Here is a 13,790-nt window from a genome sequence, read left to right as displayed (position 1 = left end):
GTGCGCTGTTCCACAAGGGCAAGCTCCTCGAACGACCCGTCGAGATCACCCCGGAACCGTCACCGGACACGCCGGTATCCGAGGTCGCCTGACACACCTTAATCCACAGAATTTGACGATTCCTCCCCGAAGACAACGCCGGAGGGCGTATTCGGCCACCGCACGATGACTACGAACGGCACGAGGACAAGAGCCATCACCACCACAGACCAGTCGTTGACTGCACCTGCGATCAATGCCGGGGTCTATCTCGCTAACGGTGTTTCGGCCGGTTTCCATCAGTAGGTTTCCGATCCCGGCCACCGATCGGCGAACGTGATCGCAAACGCGTTCAGAGCAGGCTTCCACCTCGTAATCCATCGTGCCTGGCCCTTGCCTGTCGGGTCCAGTGACCGCGTCACCAGATCGAAGCACTTGAGCGCAGCAGCCTCGGTGGGAAAATGCCCACGAGCCTTGACAGCCCGCCGGCATCCGGCATTCAAAGACTCAATCGCATTGGTAGAGCACAGCACTCGCCGTATCTCGGTGTCGTAATCCAGGAACGGGATGAACTCCTGCCAGGCGTTGTTCCACAATCGGATGATCGCCGGATACTGCTTGCCCCAACGGTCAGCGAGATCCTCGAACGCCGCACTCGCGGCGGCCTCAGTCGGGGCAGCGAAAGATCGACTTGAGATCATGTTTGAGCGCAGCCCAATGCTGCCGCGACGACAACTGAAACGTGTGGGGTCGACCCGAGGCGCGGTATCGGGATTGCTCCCGGTCCGTTTCCTCGGGCCGCCCGCCGAACCCGGCGTGCGATTCTCACCGCACCGGGCTCTCCGCAAGGGTTGTCGGTCCTGTCTTCTGAGCGTGGATCAGCCACGGGTTGGGGATACGCGCCCCGCGGTATCGGTAGCGTTTGATCGTCACCGTCGCGGGTTGAAATAACGTGATCCCACCCGCTTCCGGCCACCATCGGCCGGAGCCATAGTAGTGGCGAATGATCCAGTACGCCTTCCGGTTCGGATGTTTCTTGCGTAGCCAACGCCAGACCCGCCACCACAGGTGGTGGTTGAGCAGGCCGAACGCATGGGCCGACGCGCCGTGCCGGAAATAGAACGCCCAGCCGCGAGTGATCTGTCCCAGAAGTCGGAACATATCTTTCGCGGGCAAGCTGGTGGTCTGTCTGCCGGTCGCTGTCGTGACCTTACGCCGAATGGTGTTCATCGATTTCTTCGACGGATAGGTGTAGATCAGTTTCCGGTCGCTTCCTTTCTGTCGGTGCCGCTGGATGCGGAAACCGAGAAAATCGAAGCCCTCGTCGATCCCGACCACTTGCGTCTTTTCGGGCGCCAGACGGAGCCCGACCGTCGCAAGCACGGTCTCGATCTCGCCGTAGAGATCCTCGGCTTGCTGCCGGGTGCCGAACACCATGACCACGAAATCGTCTGCATAGCGGACGGTTCGGTAGGTCGCGGCGCCTCGGCGGGTGGCACGCCAGCGTTGGGTCTGGTTGCCCATGGCCCGCCATCTTTCCCGGAAGTGCTCATCGAGGACCGACAAAGCGAGGTTGGCCAGCAGCGGGGACAAAATCCCACCCTGGGGAGTGCCGGTGGTGGTGTCGCGGACCTCGTTCAGCTCGTCCAACAGCCCCGCTTTCAGAAACGCCTTGACCAACAGCAGGATTCGTCGGTCAGTCACACGAAGCCGCAACCTGTCCATCAGGGCCGGGTGCGAAATTTCGTCGAAACATGCCGCGATATCGCCCTCGAAGACCTGCTCGTAGCCGCGTGCGGCGTAGAACCGGATTTCCTCGATGGCGTCCTGACATCGACGTTCCGGGCGGAACCCGTAACTGGACGGGTCGAAATCGGCCTCCAGAATCGGCTCCAACACCAGCTTCAACGACGCCTGCACGACGCGGTCACGAAGAGTGGGGATGCCCAGGCGGCGACGTTTGCCGTTCGCCTTGGGAATCGACACCGTCCGTACCGGCACCGGACGAAACGAGCGGTCCTTCAACGAGGTCCGCAGTTCGGTCAGGAAACCGGCCACGCCGCGCTCGCTGTTCTCGACCGACCACGCGGTGGCCCCGTCGATCCCAGCCGTCTTGGCGCCCTTGTTCTCCCGGACCCGCGTCCACGCCATGACGAGGAACCCTGGGTCCACCACGAGATTGAACAGATCATCGAAACAACGACCAGGATCGGCCGCCGCCCAACTGTGCAGTTTGGTCTGAATCCCCAGTACCCGCTGACGCACCGTGTACGGACGTTCCAGCAGTGCACCGATATTCACCGGCGCCTCTTCCGGCATGACAACTCCCATTCTGCTTCACTTGCTGCCGCCCTTCGCCCTGTGACCGGCTTTCCCGGCCTCCGACTACTACGACGACTCCGCCCCGCCCCGGCCCGATCGGCCGACAGCGGACCCAACCCGACCGCCCGCACTGGATGCGCGGGAAATGTGGTGGGACCGAGACGGTTCCCGTGTTCACCTGTCACCGCTCGACGAGTCCGGTGCCCAGCTATACCCCGGCGGTCGACGGGAGTACGCCGCAGACTTTCCTCCCGACCTGCCCACACCGACGGCTTCGGTGCAGACGGGCGCCATCACCGCAACAATGATGACGCGCACCGCATCCCGGCCCACATCCGCCAGATTCGAGCCGGTTCTTGTTAACGAGGCGTCAAACGCTGATTCCTCGCGTACACCCTCTCGTCTCGCTTGCCGAGCCCGCACCATCTGGCAGTACTAGTACGTCCCGGCTTTGTCGGGGCTGCTCCCAGCTCCACCGAACCGCTACGACGGCCCGGCGACGAAGGTTTCCCACCTCCGATCGGTGAATCAGGCGCCTCACGGCGCACATTGCGGATCAAATGGATTACACACGTTTGGACAGTGGCCGCCGGCCACACATTCTCGACGACCTCCGGTAGACCTTTCAATCCGTCGCAGACCAAGAAGAACACGTCCCGGGTGCCCCTGTTGGGGATGCCCGTCAGCACGGACATCCAGAATTTCGCGCCCTCACCGCCGGTTCCCGCCCACAATCCGAGCACGTCGCGGTGCCCGTCGAGACTGACGCCGATCGCGGCGTAAATAGGCCGGTTCGCTACCTGCCCGTCGTGGACTTTGACGACGATTGCGTCGATGAAGATCGCTGCGTATACCTCGTCGAGTGGTCGGGCAGACCAGTCCTGCACCTCCTCGATCACCTTGTCGGTGATCCGTGAGATGGTTTCTTCTGAGACAGATGCGCCGTAGATTTCGGCGAAGCGAGCGGAGATCTCACCGGTCGTTAATCCTTTGGCGTTGGGCGACAACACGATCTCGTCGACCCCATTGAGGCGTCGTTGACGCTTCTTGACGATCTGCGGCTCGAACGTCCCTTCCCGATCACGAGGGACCTCGATCGGAACATGCCCGGTCGCCACGGTCAACACCGTTTTCGACCGAGTCCCGTTGCGGATGTTCGTCGACTCCCGATCGGGCGGGGCTTGGTTCTTGTCGTGCCCGAGATGCTCGGTCATCTCCTCGTTCAACGCGGTTTCCAGGACGGTTTTGGTGAACTGCTTGAGCAGACCGTCCGGGCCGGCCAGCGATAGACCCTGCTCCTTCGCCAACCTGACCAGCTCCGCGGCTTCCGAGGAGGGCTCGGCCCTCTTCTTCGCCCGCATCTTCCAGTGTCGTCATCTCGGCACCTCCTCGCTGAGCATTCACTCAGCGTCTCGGGCCGAAACACCGATTAGAGACAGTCCCACCCCAACGGCACACCCAGTATGTGTGATTGATGGTGTTCTGATCCGCTTTTGCCGCTGGCCAGTGAGTTTGCAGGTAAGGCCAGGGCCAGCGTGAGGTCACGTCACCGCGCGTGCGCGGATCGTGCAGCGAGAAAGTCGTCGACGAGTTGTTGCCGTTCAGTGGATCCTGTCGGCGGGAGTCCGGTGAGTCGGGTGAAGATGATGGGTCCGACGAGTTGGGTCAGGGCAAGGGCGGTGTCGAAGTCACCGAGCTCTTGCTGGGCTTGGGGGCCGCCCAGGATCTGGTCGAACGGTTCGCGGTACTGGTTGACCACCCGCGCGCGCAGGGAACTGACCGGGTTCCGGTCCTCTTCGGGATGGGATGCCGCCCCGGCGGTCTCGGGTTGGACGGACCCGAGGGCAAGCCATCCCAGCATCGTCAGTTGGGCAGGGGCTTCCTCGATGAGCTTGGCCTGACGGTCCAGCAGTTCGATCAACTGTTCACGGATCGTTCCGGACGAGGCCGGTGCGGTGACAGGGGGCAGCAGACGTTCGAACGCCGCGGCCAAGAGTTGGGTGCTGTCGGTGAAGTGCCGGTAAAGGGTGGTCCGCGCGACCTTGGACGCTTTGGTGACCGCGTCGATCGTGACGGCATCGATTCCGCCGGTCGAGAGCAAGGATGTTGCGGCGTCGAGCAGTCGTGCGCGTGAACGCGCCTTCCGTGGATCCACGAGCCGGTCCTCGTTGTCGACCAGGTTTTGGATGATCATTTTCTCGCTCACCTCGTCATTGTGCCCTTCAATCAGGCGCAGACACTATCCTCTCCAGCCTCATTGTGCTACTGATAGTAGCGAATCGATACCAGCCGTATCGATATGTGGAGGTGGCGTATGGCTTCGGGCGATCGGGTGCTGCTGTCGCGGGCGCAGAAGTGGACGTTGGTGGTCTCGTGCTTGTCGGTGGCGTTGGTGGTCGCGTCGATGGCGGCTCTGTATACCGCGCTTCCGGACATTGCGGTGGCGACCGGGGCCACTCAAACCCAGCTGACCTGGGTCGTCGATGGGTACACGCTGGTGTTGGCGTGTCTGGTGTTGCCCGCCGGTGCGCTGGGTGACCGTTACGGTCGGCGGGCGGTGCTGATCGTGGGGTTAGCGCTCTTCTCGCTGGCCTCGGCGGTGCCTCTGTTCGTATCGACCCCCTGGTGGTTGATTGCGGCGCGTGCCGCGGCCGGGTTGGGGGCAGCGTTCGTGATGCCGTCCACGCTGTCGGTCCTGACCGCGGGATTCCCCGAGGAACAGAGCGGGCGGGCGGTCGGGATCTGGGCGGGGGTCGCCGGGTCCGGGGGCCTGCTGGGGATTCTCGGGTCGGGAGTGCTGCTCGACTACTGGTCGTGGCAGTCGATCTTCGTCGGTCTAACCGGGACGGGGGTGTTTCTGCTGTTGTGTGCCTTCACCATTCCCGAATCCCGCCAGGAGAATCCGCCGCGGATGGATGTGATCGGGTCGGTCGCGGTGGTACTCGCGATCGGACTGGTGGTGTTGGCCATCATCGAGGTCCCAGTGCGTGGTTGGTCGGATCCGGTGGTGGTCGTCGGATTTGGTCTGGGTCTGGTGGCCACGCTGGTGTTCGTAGTGTGGGAGTTGCGCGCGGATCATCCGTTGCTCGATGTGCGGTTCTTCACCAGTCGGGGTTTCGGGAGCGGATCGTTCTCCATCACGATCCAGTTCCTGGTGACGTTCGGTGTGTTCCTCGTCCTGGTGCAATACCTGCAGTTGATCTTTGGATACAGTCCGCTGGGTTCGGCACTGGCCTTGGCACCGATGATGGTGCCGCTGGTGCTCCTCTCGGCGATCTCGCCGTGGATGGCGACCCGGCTGGGGTTGCGGTTGGTGACGGTGACCGGTCTGCTCGCCATAGCGGTGGGGTTCTACTTCATCAGCCGGTTGGATCTGGACTCCACCTACCTCGACGTGATGTGGCCGACGCTGATCATGAGCGCGGGACTGGGTCTGACCGCGGCGCCGGCGACGGCGGCCATCGTGGCGGACACACCGATCGAAAAGCACGGCGTCGCCGCGGCGGTCAACGACGCCACGCGCGAGATCGGTGCGGCGATCGGCATCGCTGTCGCCGGCAGTGTCCTGGCCGCCGGCTACAGCCACAACATCGCACCGGCGATCGAGCGACTCCCTCCCGACGCGCGGGGGCCAGTCTCGGACTCACTCGCCGGTGCCCTGGAGGTCGCCGACCGGGCCGGACCGGTCGGCGAGCAGCTTGCGGACTTCGCCAAGTCCGCGTTCCTGCACGGCGCCGAGCAGTCCGCGATCGTCCTCGCACTCATCGCGGCGGCCGGTGCGGCGATCCTGCTGTTCTGGGCGCCCGGCCGGAGTCCCCGACCCCTGGACACGGACACATCGAAGAAACCGGCTGAACCGGGCCAGTGCAGTCGATCCCGCGCCCGCCGCTAGCCAACACCATCGAGAAGGGACACCCATGACCCAGCTACCGCTACCGCCGCACTCGCCGACCTGCATGGGGTGCGGGCCGGACAATCCCGCCGGCCTGCAACTAGAGGTGTTCCGTTCCGGCGAAGAGGTCTACACCGATGTGACGTTCGACGAACGTCACATCGGTGCGCCAGGCCTCGCGCACGGTGGGGCGGTGGCCACCGCCTGCGACGACCTGTTCGGCTTCACCCTCTGGATCGCCCGCACCCCGGCGGTGACCCGAAACCTCACCGTCGACTACCTCGCCCCCGTCCCACTGCACCGGCCCCTGCGCATCCGGGCCCACATCCGGGAGATCGACGGCCGCAAACTACACCTCGAGGCAACCGCCACCGCCGATGACGGCACAGCATTGTTCACCGCGAACGCGGTCTTCATCGCCGTGTCGATCGAGCACTTCGCTCGACACGGCACCCCCGGCACCGCCCAGCAACTATTCGACCGCCTCACCTTTGCGCTCGGGGACGACGGGCCGGAGAAATCGTCAACGCGCCCGCCGGACCGCTGACGCGACCGAAAGAAGCGCAAGACGCGGACCTGTCGTGGTCGCTGCCTGATTGTCCGCGAAGCACCCCGTGCGCCGGACAAACTGGAAGCGATCTGGGCTTCCGTTGCCAGCCCCCTGACCACCATTGCCCGGGTCCGGCGCCGACGCCTCCCCACGCCTGTTTGATCTCGTTGAGGCGCATCGCATTCTGCAGGTTCGGCAAGCTGGACTTCAATAGGTGTTCTGGGCTGACTTCGCCACCTGAAACCAGCTGCTAGTACCAGACACCGGCGAGCGCGCGCCCGATCACCGACATCACCGCCCAGAACCCGATCGTGATTGACCTCGACGCCACCCTCGCCACCGCACATTCGGAAAAGCGAACGCGGCACCGACCTACAAACAAGGATTCGGATTCCACCCCCTGTTGTCGTTCGTCGACCACGGTCTGCGGGAACGACATCGAAGACCTGGCCCGAGCCCGCGAGTCAAGTCGCCCCAGACCAGACTCGGTCGACCAGAGTCAATTTCGTCGCGAACCCACGACCATCCCTCCTCGGGGTCATCGGTGGTTAAGAACCTGGTCCTGCCCACCGAGCCGGCTGGGTCATCAACAAGAAGAAGGTTCAACGGCTTTGGCGTGAGGAAGGGCTGCGGGTGAAAGTCCGCAAGATCCGGAAACGTGCCGGCGCCTCGACCACCCCGATCACCGAGGCAGAGGCGCCGAAGGTGTTGTGGGCGATCGACTTCTAGTTCGATTCGACGACGGACGGGCGGAAGTTCAAGATCGCGTAAATGGTGGACAAGCATACGCGTCAGTCGGTACTGAACATCGTCGAGCGATCCATCCCGGCAGAGGATCTCGTCGCAGCGCTGAAGAAAGCGTTCGCATTCTGGGGCGCACCGCCACAGATACTTCGGTGCGACAACGGCCCGGAGTTCATCTCCGAAGCGCCGAGGACGTTCTGCGAAGATCAGGTCGGTATCGGCTACGTTCCACCCGGTCAGCCATGGAAAACGGGTACATCGAATCCTTCAACAACCGTGTCCGTGACGAATGCTTGAACATGAACGAATTCCACAGCCTCCTCGAAGCCCTGCCAGCCGTATTCACACGCATTGATTCTCTGATTTGATCCGTGCCCCCAATAGTGCACCAATGTTATGAGAGCTGAGGATACGGTTGGATGTCTGCCCAGAGCTTCTCATACTCCATCGGGCTGAGGTTGCCGAGATAGCTGTGGCGCCGTTCGGCATTATGAAAATTGTCGATATGATCGGCCATGGCTGCCGTCAACTCCAGCGTGGTCGACCGCTTCTTCGTGTTCAGCAATTCCGTCTGCAAACGTCCCCAGAATGCCTCCATGACAGCATTATCGAAGCAATCACCGACCGTCCCGAAAGACTCGAGCAACCCCCACCTCCGCAGATTCTCACCGAACCCCCACGACGTGAACTGCGGACCATGATTGTCATGCAAGATCGTTGCCTCCCAACGGATCCGTTCCTGCGCGGCCATGTTTACCGCATTGTTGACCGGCGCCGTATCAGCAGTCGAGGAAAAGGAACGACCCACGATCATCTTGCTGAAACAGTCCAAAATCGCACAGCAGTAAACCTCTCCGTCCCGAGCGGGATGCTCCGTAATGCCACCCGACAGGGAGGGCGGCGTTGACGTTCAGTGCGAATTCCAGGCCCGGGCGCGCTCGGAGCGATCGCCAGCACCGAGGACGCGACTGCCACGATCGGACTGACCGCCGTGGTAGGACAAGTAACATTCCTGCGGTCCTCGCCTGGATCTCGAGGCAGAATCACGTCATGTACCCCCGGGGGTACAGTGAGGTCGATGCCGTTCCGATGCGAGCGGCCCCACGACACAGACAGGAGTCCGCAGTGGATTCATCATCGGCATGGGACGCGCGCTACAGCAGTGTCGAACATCCCTGGGGATCTGCACCGGCGGCTGCTCTGTCCGCGAGATTCGCCGAACTGACACCCGGGCGCGCGGTCGATCTGGGCTGCGGGGACGGCCGACACGCCCGATGGTTGGCCGACTCCGGTTGGGCGGTCGATGCGGTCGATTTCTCCTCGGTGGCAATCGAACTCGCCATGAGCGGCGGGTCCGATAAATCGATCAGGTACAGCGTTGCCGACGCCAGAACCTGGGAACCGAGCGGGCCGGTGGATCTGGTTGCCATCGGATTCCTGCATCTTCCGGTCGACGAGCTCGTTGCGGTCATCGCCAGCGCGGCAACCTGGCTTGCACCGGGGGGGGAGGCTGCTGTATCTCGGACATGCGCTCGAGAATTTCACTCGCGGTGTGGGCGGTCCACCGGACCCATCGATACTGCCCGATATCTACGATCTCGCCCGGGCAGCAAGCGGACTGCGGGTTCGTGAGCTATCGCATCTCGTACGGCCGCAGGGTGATAGCCATGCCATCGACATTTTGCTGCATGCCCAACCGTGGTCCGGCTCACCCCACCGCAGCCTGATGGACCGAGTCCGCGAATGAGCGACCACACAGAACCGCTGCGCGTGGTGTTCGCGGTGAACACCACACCTACAGTCGTCGTGTCGGCAATCCACAATCTTCGTGCTGCTGCATCCGAACCCGTGGCGATCGAAGTCGTGTGCTTCGGGGCAGGCCTCGATGCCGCCTTGGGGTGCTCGGATGTCTCCGTGGAGATGCGCACACTGATCGACTCGGCAGCGATCACCGTCACAGCGTGCCGAAACAGTCTGAACGGCCGAGGACTCGGCGATGACGACCTGTTGATGGGAGTCGACGTGATCCCGGCTGCCGTCCTGCATCTCGCCCAACGGCAGCGGGACGGCTGGTCGCAGCTCTACTCGTGATTCTCCGACTCGATGTCTGCGGTGCTGCGACCACGTACGATCCGGACCGCCAGGATCGCGATGATCACCAGCACTCCGGCGAGCAGGACAGCCACGTTGGACACCGAATCTGCGACCTCGCTGATCCACACCTGCAGCGAATACTGACTGTCGACGCCCATGACGCCGCCGAGGTTGGCGGTTCCTTCCGTGAGCAGGAAGAGAACGCCGATTCCGATGAAGATCAGCCCCGATATCAGCGACGTGGTGTGCGTCTTCAACGGTCCTATGCTGATCTCTTTGCCGCGCAACCAGGTTCGTGAGCCCAACGATAAACGGTCCCACACAAGCGCGAGTACGAACAGCGGGACCACCATGCCCGCGGCGTAAAGGGCCATCAGAATTCCGCCGTACACCGCCTGTCCACCGGCCACTGCGACGGTCAGGACTGCGCCGAGTAGCGGTCCGGAGCAGAATCCGGCGAGCCCGTACACCGCACCGAGTGCGAACACCGACCCGACAGACGACGCGTCGATGCGGGCGGCCGCTCGCTGAGCCGATCCCAGCGCGAATCCGCGACCGACGATGATCATCACCCCGAGTCCGATGATGATCAGTCCGCCGATCATGGTGGTGATCTCGCGGTACCGGGTGATCGCCGAGCCGAGGGCGCCGACTCCGGCTCCGAGGGGAACCAGAACCGTGGCAAGTCCGAGGTAGAACACTCCTGTGCGGCCGGCGAGCTTGCCCGCCCCGTCGAATGCGTAGGCGAAGAACGAGGGCAGCAGCAACGCCGAGCAGGGGCTGAGCAAGGCCAGCAGTCCGCCGAGAAATGCTCCGAGAAGTCCGATCTGAGACATTCGGCGGCCTACGCTCCGGCGGCGGTATCGATCAGATCGACGAAGGTCGACAGCGGTTGCGCCCCCAGTACCGGATCGCCGTTCACCGAGAACGCCGGTGTGGCCGGTATACCCAACGACTGTGCCTCGTCGGAATCGCTGGTGATCGCGGAGTCGAAACTCGTTCCGGTGGCTTCGGTGGTGAAACGCTCGAGGTCCGGGACGCCGGCTTGCTGTGCATAGGCTTCGAGCGCCTCGATCGTCAGGTCGGCATGACCGGTCTCGGGCGCACCGGCGTACACGGCGTTGGTGAATTCCCAGAACTTGTCCTGAGCCGCGGCTGCTCGGCCCGCGCGGGCGGCATCGAAGGACTGTTGCCCGAAGATCGGCAGATCGCGCCATTCGATACGCAAGGTGCCCTCGTCGACGTAGCGGTCGATCAACTGCGGTTCGGTCTCGCGACTGAACTGGGCGCAGAACGGGCAGCGGAAGTCCGAGAAGGCGATCATCACCACCGGCGCGTCGACGGCACCGATGGCCATCGGATCGTCGACGGTGCGACGCGAGAGATCGCCCAGCGGGCCGGTTGCAGGTGTCGTGCCCACCTCCGGTTCCGCGCTGGAAGTCGCTCCCGCCGTCGCCTCGGGTTCGTCACTGTCGTGCATTCCGACCACCAGAACGCCGACGAGGACGGCGGCGACCAGTACCGCGATCCCGAGAAGCCAGGTGTCTCGACGGCGGGTGGATCGTGATGACGAAGTCATGCAATACCTTTCGGTAGTCACGAATACTGACAGCTATACCCTTGCGGGTATACTCTTGCAGAGTAGTGTCACTCACACAACTACGAACTGTAGGAGACCCATCCGATGCCTGAGCCTGCCATCTCCGAACGCCCTGACGTCGATCCCGACGGTCGAGCGCTCACCGAGGCCGGTCTCTACAGGCGGTGGGGGCTGCGTGTTCTACGTGGAACGCTTGCCGGGATCGCCACCGTGCTGGTCGTGGGTATTCCGACCGACATTATCGACACCCCGATGTTCGGACGAGAAGTTCCGGTCCGCGCGTGGGAACTGCCGGTGCTGCTGGCATCTGCTGTCCTGACCGCGGTATGGTTCGGCATCGACAAGCCCAGACAGGTCGAGCGAACCGGTACCCCGGCCGCACTCGGTGTCGCGCTGACTTTCTTCGCGGTCGGATGCCCGGTGTGCAACAAGCTCGTACTGCTGGCGCTCGGCACCTCGGGTGCGTTGGGGCTGTGGGCGCCGATTCAACCGATCCTTGCTGGAGTATCACTGACGATGCTGGCTGCAGCCGTAGCTTTTCGGTGGCGTCGGCGAGACTGCTCCGCAGGGTCCTGCGCGGTGTGAGCCGACTTGTCGGCTCGTGCCGTACTCGACATTTCTTGAGGCAGACAAGGACAATTCCGACGATGGAGAATCGAACATCATGACCGAACTTGCGATCAGTATTCGACTGGACATGCCCTTCGCGGAAACCGTGGACGCGACCCGTGAAGCTCTCTCGGAGCAGGGATTCGGAATCCTGACCGAAATCGACATGCAATCCACCCTGAAGGCGAAGATCGATGCCGACATCGAGCGCTATGTCATTCTCGGTGCCTGCAATCCCCGGCTGGCGAAATCTGCGATCGACACCGACCGCCAGGTAGGACTGCTTTTACCGTGCAACGTCATTGTCCGCGCTGACGGGGGAAGCACGATCGTCGAAGCGATGAACCCGCAAGTGATGGTCGGACTGTCCGACGCGCCCGGACTCGCGGATGTCGCCGACGAAGCCACAGCGCTGCTGCACGCGGCCATCATGGCACTCAGTGGCGAAAGCTCCTCTACCTAGATGCGCATGTGCCGTATTCGGTTGGTGAGTGCGGCGGGTGGAGCATGCGCGGTGTTGATGCTCTGCGCATGTGATGCGTCCTCGCTCGTGAGCGCACACGGGTCGATCACCGGAGTGGTGGAGAACCCGTCGTCGTCGCAGCTGCTGTCGCCGCCCGGCTTCGGCGACAGCCCACTGTGGTCGGTGCCCTTCGTCTCGAGACCCCATGTCGTCGATGACGGATTCGTCGGAGTCCTCGACACGGCACCGTCATCCGATTCGGCAACGGTGCAGGTCGTCAGCGACACAGGCTCATCGCGGTTCGAGGTCGACGTACCGAAGAACCGCACGCAGTTCGCGGTCACCACTGCCCACGATCGCGAACTACTGATCACGGAAGACGTCGACCCCTCTGACTCCGGGCACGCTGCCTCCCTCACCGCTCGCGACACCCGAACAGGCGAGGTCGTGTGGGGCCCGGTCGGTAGCGCCGGGTGCCTGACCGGGACCGGGCTGCTGATCGATGCCGGATGCAGTAGCGAATCCGCCCCGCCGGAGGCCGCGATATCTGCCGCCGACGGGCACACCACCTATCTGAGTGGGGCAGTGTCCGAATCCGGGGGTTACGCGGTCGTCCGCGATGGTGATACCGCAGAAATCGTGACTGTCGATACTGGCAACACGGCATGGTCGACCGAGACAGTGGCACCACCGCCCGCCGCACTCGCCGGTAGCGCACGGTTCGTCCAATCGGCTGGTAGTTCCGTCGTCGTGGCATGGACGGTCCCTACCCGCCCTGAACCGATCCAAGCGGTCTATCGCCTCTCGGACGCCGGGATCCGTTGGGTCAGTGGTGCTCGGACCCCGATGGCGGTGACAGCCGATGCGGGTAGCGGATCGACGATGATCACCACCGGGGACCTCGGCGACGACGGAATCGCCGTTCTTTTTCCGCGATACGGCAACCGAGGTTTCACAGCCGATCAGTTTCCCGGTGCCGATCGTTTCACGCTCGTCGGCGGAATCGTCTACGGTGCTTCTGGTTCGGCCGTGACCGCTATCGATGCGGTCACCGGCCGCGTGACAGGCACATCACTGGGCGAGGCTCCGGTAGCGATGACACCCAACGGTGTTGCGCTCGCCGCGGACACCGACGGATACACCGCATTCAAGGTGATACCCCATTTCTGAGGTCGGCGGTCCCGAGATCGAGTCCTCCTCCTCAGGATGCCTTGGGCCGTCCTCGCAGTTCCACGGAGAACAACGGGCCGAGCAGACACACGTTGACTACTCCGGTGAGGACGAAGACTGCCCCGATCACTCCTGCCAGAATGCCGACGGCACCACCGACGGAGAAGGCGAGCGTGATGAGGGCGATACCCACGACGATGCGCAGTACGCGCCCGGCTGTGCTGCGCATGAAATCGACGAGAGGAATCGTCAAATTCTGTGGATTAAGGTGTGTCAGGCGACCTCGGATACCGGCGTGTCCGGTGACGGTTCCGGGGTGATCTCGACGGGTCGTTCGAGGAGCTTGCCCTTGTGGAACAGCGCACCG

Annotated in this window: 14 protein-coding genes and 4 pseudogenes; 9 read left to right on the top strand and 9 right to left on the bottom strand. The window is 63.2% G+C overall.

Annotated elements, in window-relative coordinates:
• Nucleotides 1-278: 278 nt before the first annotated feature.
• The 4 genes and pseudogenes from G9U53_RS32860 to G9U53_RS32845 all read right to left on the bottom strand — a co-directional run.
• Nucleotides 279-726 (bottom strand): annotated as a pseudogene (locus G9U53_RS32860) (transposase); the annotation flags it as partial.
• Between the two features lie 78 nt (nt 727-804).
• A complete protein-coding gene (gene ltrA, locus G9U53_RS32855) occupies nt 805-2,310 on the bottom strand; it encodes a group II intron reverse transcriptase/maturase (protein ID WP_021334617.1) in 1,506 nt (501 codons plus the stop codon).
• Nucleotides 2,311-2,849: 539 nt separating this feature from the next.
• Nucleotides 2,850-3,662, bottom strand: a pseudogene (locus G9U53_RS32850) (IS256 family transposase); the annotation flags it as partial.
• Nucleotides 3,663-3,847: 185 nt separating this feature from the next.
• A complete protein-coding gene (locus tag G9U53_RS32845; protein ID WP_021334619.1) occupies nt 3,848-4,495 on the bottom strand; it encodes a TetR/AcrR family transcriptional regulator in 648 nt (215 codons plus the stop codon).
• A 120-nt stretch (nt 4,496-4,615) separates the two neighbouring features.
• Here G9U53_RS32845 and G9U53_RS32840 point away from each other — a divergent pair, with 120 nt between their 5' ends.
• The 3 genes and pseudogenes from G9U53_RS32840 to G9U53_RS33405 all read left to right on the top strand — a co-directional run.
• Nucleotides 4,616-6,193, top strand: a complete 1,578-nt coding sequence (locus G9U53_RS32840) for an MFS transporter (RefSeq protein WP_021334620.1) — start codon at nt 4,616-4,618, stop codon at nt 6,191-6,193.
• A 25-nt stretch (nt 6,194-6,218) separates the two neighbouring features.
• Nucleotides 6,219-6,740 (top strand): PaaI family thioesterase, encoded by a 522-nt coding sequence (locus G9U53_RS32835; protein WP_021334621.1) that lies wholly within the window; start codon nt 6,219-6,221, stop codon nt 6,738-6,740.
• Nucleotides 6,741-7,039: 299 nt separating this feature from the next.
• Nucleotides 7,040-7,167: pseudogene (locus G9U53_RS33405) on the top strand (transposase); the annotation flags it as partial.
• Nucleotides 7,168-7,208: 41 nt separating this feature from the next.
• Here G9U53_RS33405 and G9U53_RS33835 read toward each other — a convergent pair.
• A pseudogene (locus G9U53_RS33835) lies at nt 7,209-7,295 on the bottom strand (BtrH N-terminal domain-containing protein); the annotation flags it as partial.
• A gap of 219 nt (nt 7,296-7,514) precedes the next feature.
• Between G9U53_RS33835 and G9U53_RS32820 the strand changes: the two are divergent.
• Nucleotides 7,515-7,784: a DDE-type integrase/transposase/recombinase gene (locus G9U53_RS32820; protein WP_021334624.1), complete on the top strand. Its 270-nt coding sequence runs from the start codon at nt 7,515-7,517 to the stop codon at nt 7,782-7,784.
• A gap of 97 nt (nt 7,785-7,881) precedes the next feature.
• On the opposite strand, the gene G9U53_RS32810 is transcribed toward G9U53_RS32820, so the two are convergent.
• Nucleotides 7,882-8,367, bottom strand: coding sequence for an IS3 family transposase (locus G9U53_RS32810; RefSeq protein WP_326839294.1), 486 nt, complete (start codon nt 8,365-8,367; stop codon nt 7,882-7,884).
• A gap of 245 nt (nt 8,368-8,612) precedes the next feature.
• On the opposite strand from G9U53_RS32810, the gene G9U53_RS32805 reads away from it, so the two are divergent.
• Nucleotides 8,613-9,119: a class I SAM-dependent methyltransferase gene (locus tag G9U53_RS32805; protein WP_021334626.1), complete on the top strand. Its 507-nt coding sequence runs from the start codon at nt 8,613-8,615 to the stop codon at nt 9,117-9,119.
• A gap of 111 nt (nt 9,120-9,230) precedes the next feature.
• Nucleotides 9,231-9,578, top strand: a complete 348-nt coding sequence (locus G9U53_RS32800) for a DsrE family protein (protein WP_021334627.1) — start codon at nt 9,231-9,233, stop codon at nt 9,576-9,578.
• Here the strand turns inward: G9U53_RS32800 and G9U53_RS32795 are convergent.
• Nucleotides 9,569-10,417: a cytochrome c biogenesis protein CcdA gene (locus tag G9U53_RS32795; protein WP_011331564.1), complete on the bottom strand. Its 849-nt coding sequence runs from the start codon at nt 10,415-10,417 to the stop codon at nt 9,569-9,571. The genes G9U53_RS32800 and G9U53_RS32795 overlap by 10 nt on opposite strands.
• A gap of 8 nt (nt 10,418-10,425) precedes the next feature.
• Nucleotides 10,426-11,160, bottom strand: coding sequence for a thioredoxin domain-containing protein (locus G9U53_RS32790; RefSeq protein WP_021334628.1), 735 nt, complete (start codon nt 11,158-11,160; stop codon nt 10,426-10,428).
• Nucleotides 11,161-11,265: 105 nt separating this feature from the next.
• Between G9U53_RS32790 and G9U53_RS32785 the strand changes: the two genes are divergently transcribed.
• The 3 genes from G9U53_RS32785 to G9U53_RS32775 all read left to right on the top strand — a co-directional run bounded on the left by G9U53_RS32785 (nt 11,266) and on the right by G9U53_RS32775 (nt 13,423).
• Nucleotides 11,266-11,766, top strand: a complete 501-nt coding sequence (locus tag G9U53_RS32785) for a hypothetical protein (RefSeq protein ID WP_011331566.1) — start codon at nt 11,266-11,268, stop codon at nt 11,764-11,766.
• Between the two features lie 79 nt (nt 11,767-11,845).
• Nucleotides 11,846-12,253: a DUF302 domain-containing protein gene (locus G9U53_RS32780; RefSeq protein WP_011331567.1), complete on the top strand. Its 408-nt coding sequence runs from the start codon at nt 11,846-11,848 to the stop codon at nt 12,251-12,253.
• Entirely contained in the window at nt 12,254-13,423 is a 1,170-nt protein-coding gene (locus G9U53_RS32775; RefSeq protein ID WP_030538035.1) for a hypothetical protein, read from the top strand.
• Between the two features lie 31 nt (nt 13,424-13,454).
• On the opposite strand, the gene G9U53_RS32770 is transcribed toward G9U53_RS32775, so the two are convergent.
• Entirely contained in the window at nt 13,455-13,652 is a 198-nt protein-coding gene (locus tag G9U53_RS32770; protein ID WP_031332288.1) for a DUF2892 domain-containing protein, read from the bottom strand.
• Between the last annotated feature and the right edge of the window lie 138 nt (nt 13,653-13,790).

This window comes from Rhodococcus sp. D-46 (genome assembly GCF_011290655.1).
Classification (GTDB): domain Bacteria; phylum Actinomycetota; class Actinomycetes; order Mycobacteriales; family Mycobacteriaceae; genus Rhodococcus_F; species Rhodococcus_F qingshengii.
The sequence above is the reverse complement of the archived record's forward strand: the minus strand, read 5'-3'. Positions and strand labels throughout refer to the sequence as shown.

What these genes read in the sequence shown, in the direction of transcription:
- ltrA (WP_021334617.1), bottom strand. Translation starts at nt 2,310, where the DNA reads ATGGGAGTTGTCATGCCGGAAGAGGCGCCGGTGAATATCGGTGCACTG.
- G9U53_RS32845 (WP_021334619.1), bottom strand. Translation starts at nt 4,495, where the DNA reads ATGATCATCCAAAACCTGGTCGACAACGAGGACCGGCTCGTGGATCCA.
- G9U53_RS32840 (WP_021334620.1), top strand. Translation starts at nt 4,616, where the DNA reads ATGGCTTCGGGCGATCGGGTGCTGCTGTCGCGGGCGCAGAAGTGGACG.
- G9U53_RS32835 (WP_021334621.1), top strand. Translation starts at nt 6,219, where the DNA reads ATGACCCAGCTACCGCTACCGCCGCACTCGCCGACCTGCATGGGGTGC.
- G9U53_RS32820 (WP_021334624.1), top strand. Translation starts at nt 7,515, where the DNA reads ATGGTGGACAAGCATACGCGTCAGTCGGTACTGAACATCGTCGAGCGA.
- G9U53_RS32800 (WP_021334627.1), top strand. Translation starts at nt 9,231, where the DNA reads ATGAGCGACCACACAGAACCGCTGCGCGTGGTGTTCGCGGTGAACACC.
- G9U53_RS32795 (WP_011331564.1), bottom strand. Translation starts at nt 10,417, where the DNA reads ATGTCTCAGATCGGACTTCTCGGAGCATTTCTCGGCGGACTGCTGGCC.
- G9U53_RS32790 (WP_021334628.1), bottom strand. Translation starts at nt 11,160, where the DNA reads ATGACTTCGTCATCACGATCCACCCGCCGTCGAGACACCTGGCTTCTC.
- G9U53_RS32785 (WP_011331566.1), top strand. Translation starts at nt 11,266, where the DNA reads ATGCCTGAGCCTGCCATCTCCGAACGCCCTGACGTCGATCCCGACGGT.
- G9U53_RS32780 (WP_011331567.1), top strand. Translation starts at nt 11,846, where the DNA reads ATGACCGAACTTGCGATCAGTATTCGACTGGACATGCCCTTCGCGGAA.
- G9U53_RS32775 (WP_030538035.1), top strand. Translation starts at nt 12,254, where the DNA reads ATGCGCATGTGCCGTATTCGGTTGGTGAGTGCGGCGGGTGGAGCATGC.
- G9U53_RS32770 (WP_031332288.1), bottom strand. Translation starts at nt 13,652, where the DNA reads ATGCGCAGCACAGCCGGGCGCGTACTGCGCATCGTCGTGGGTATCGCC.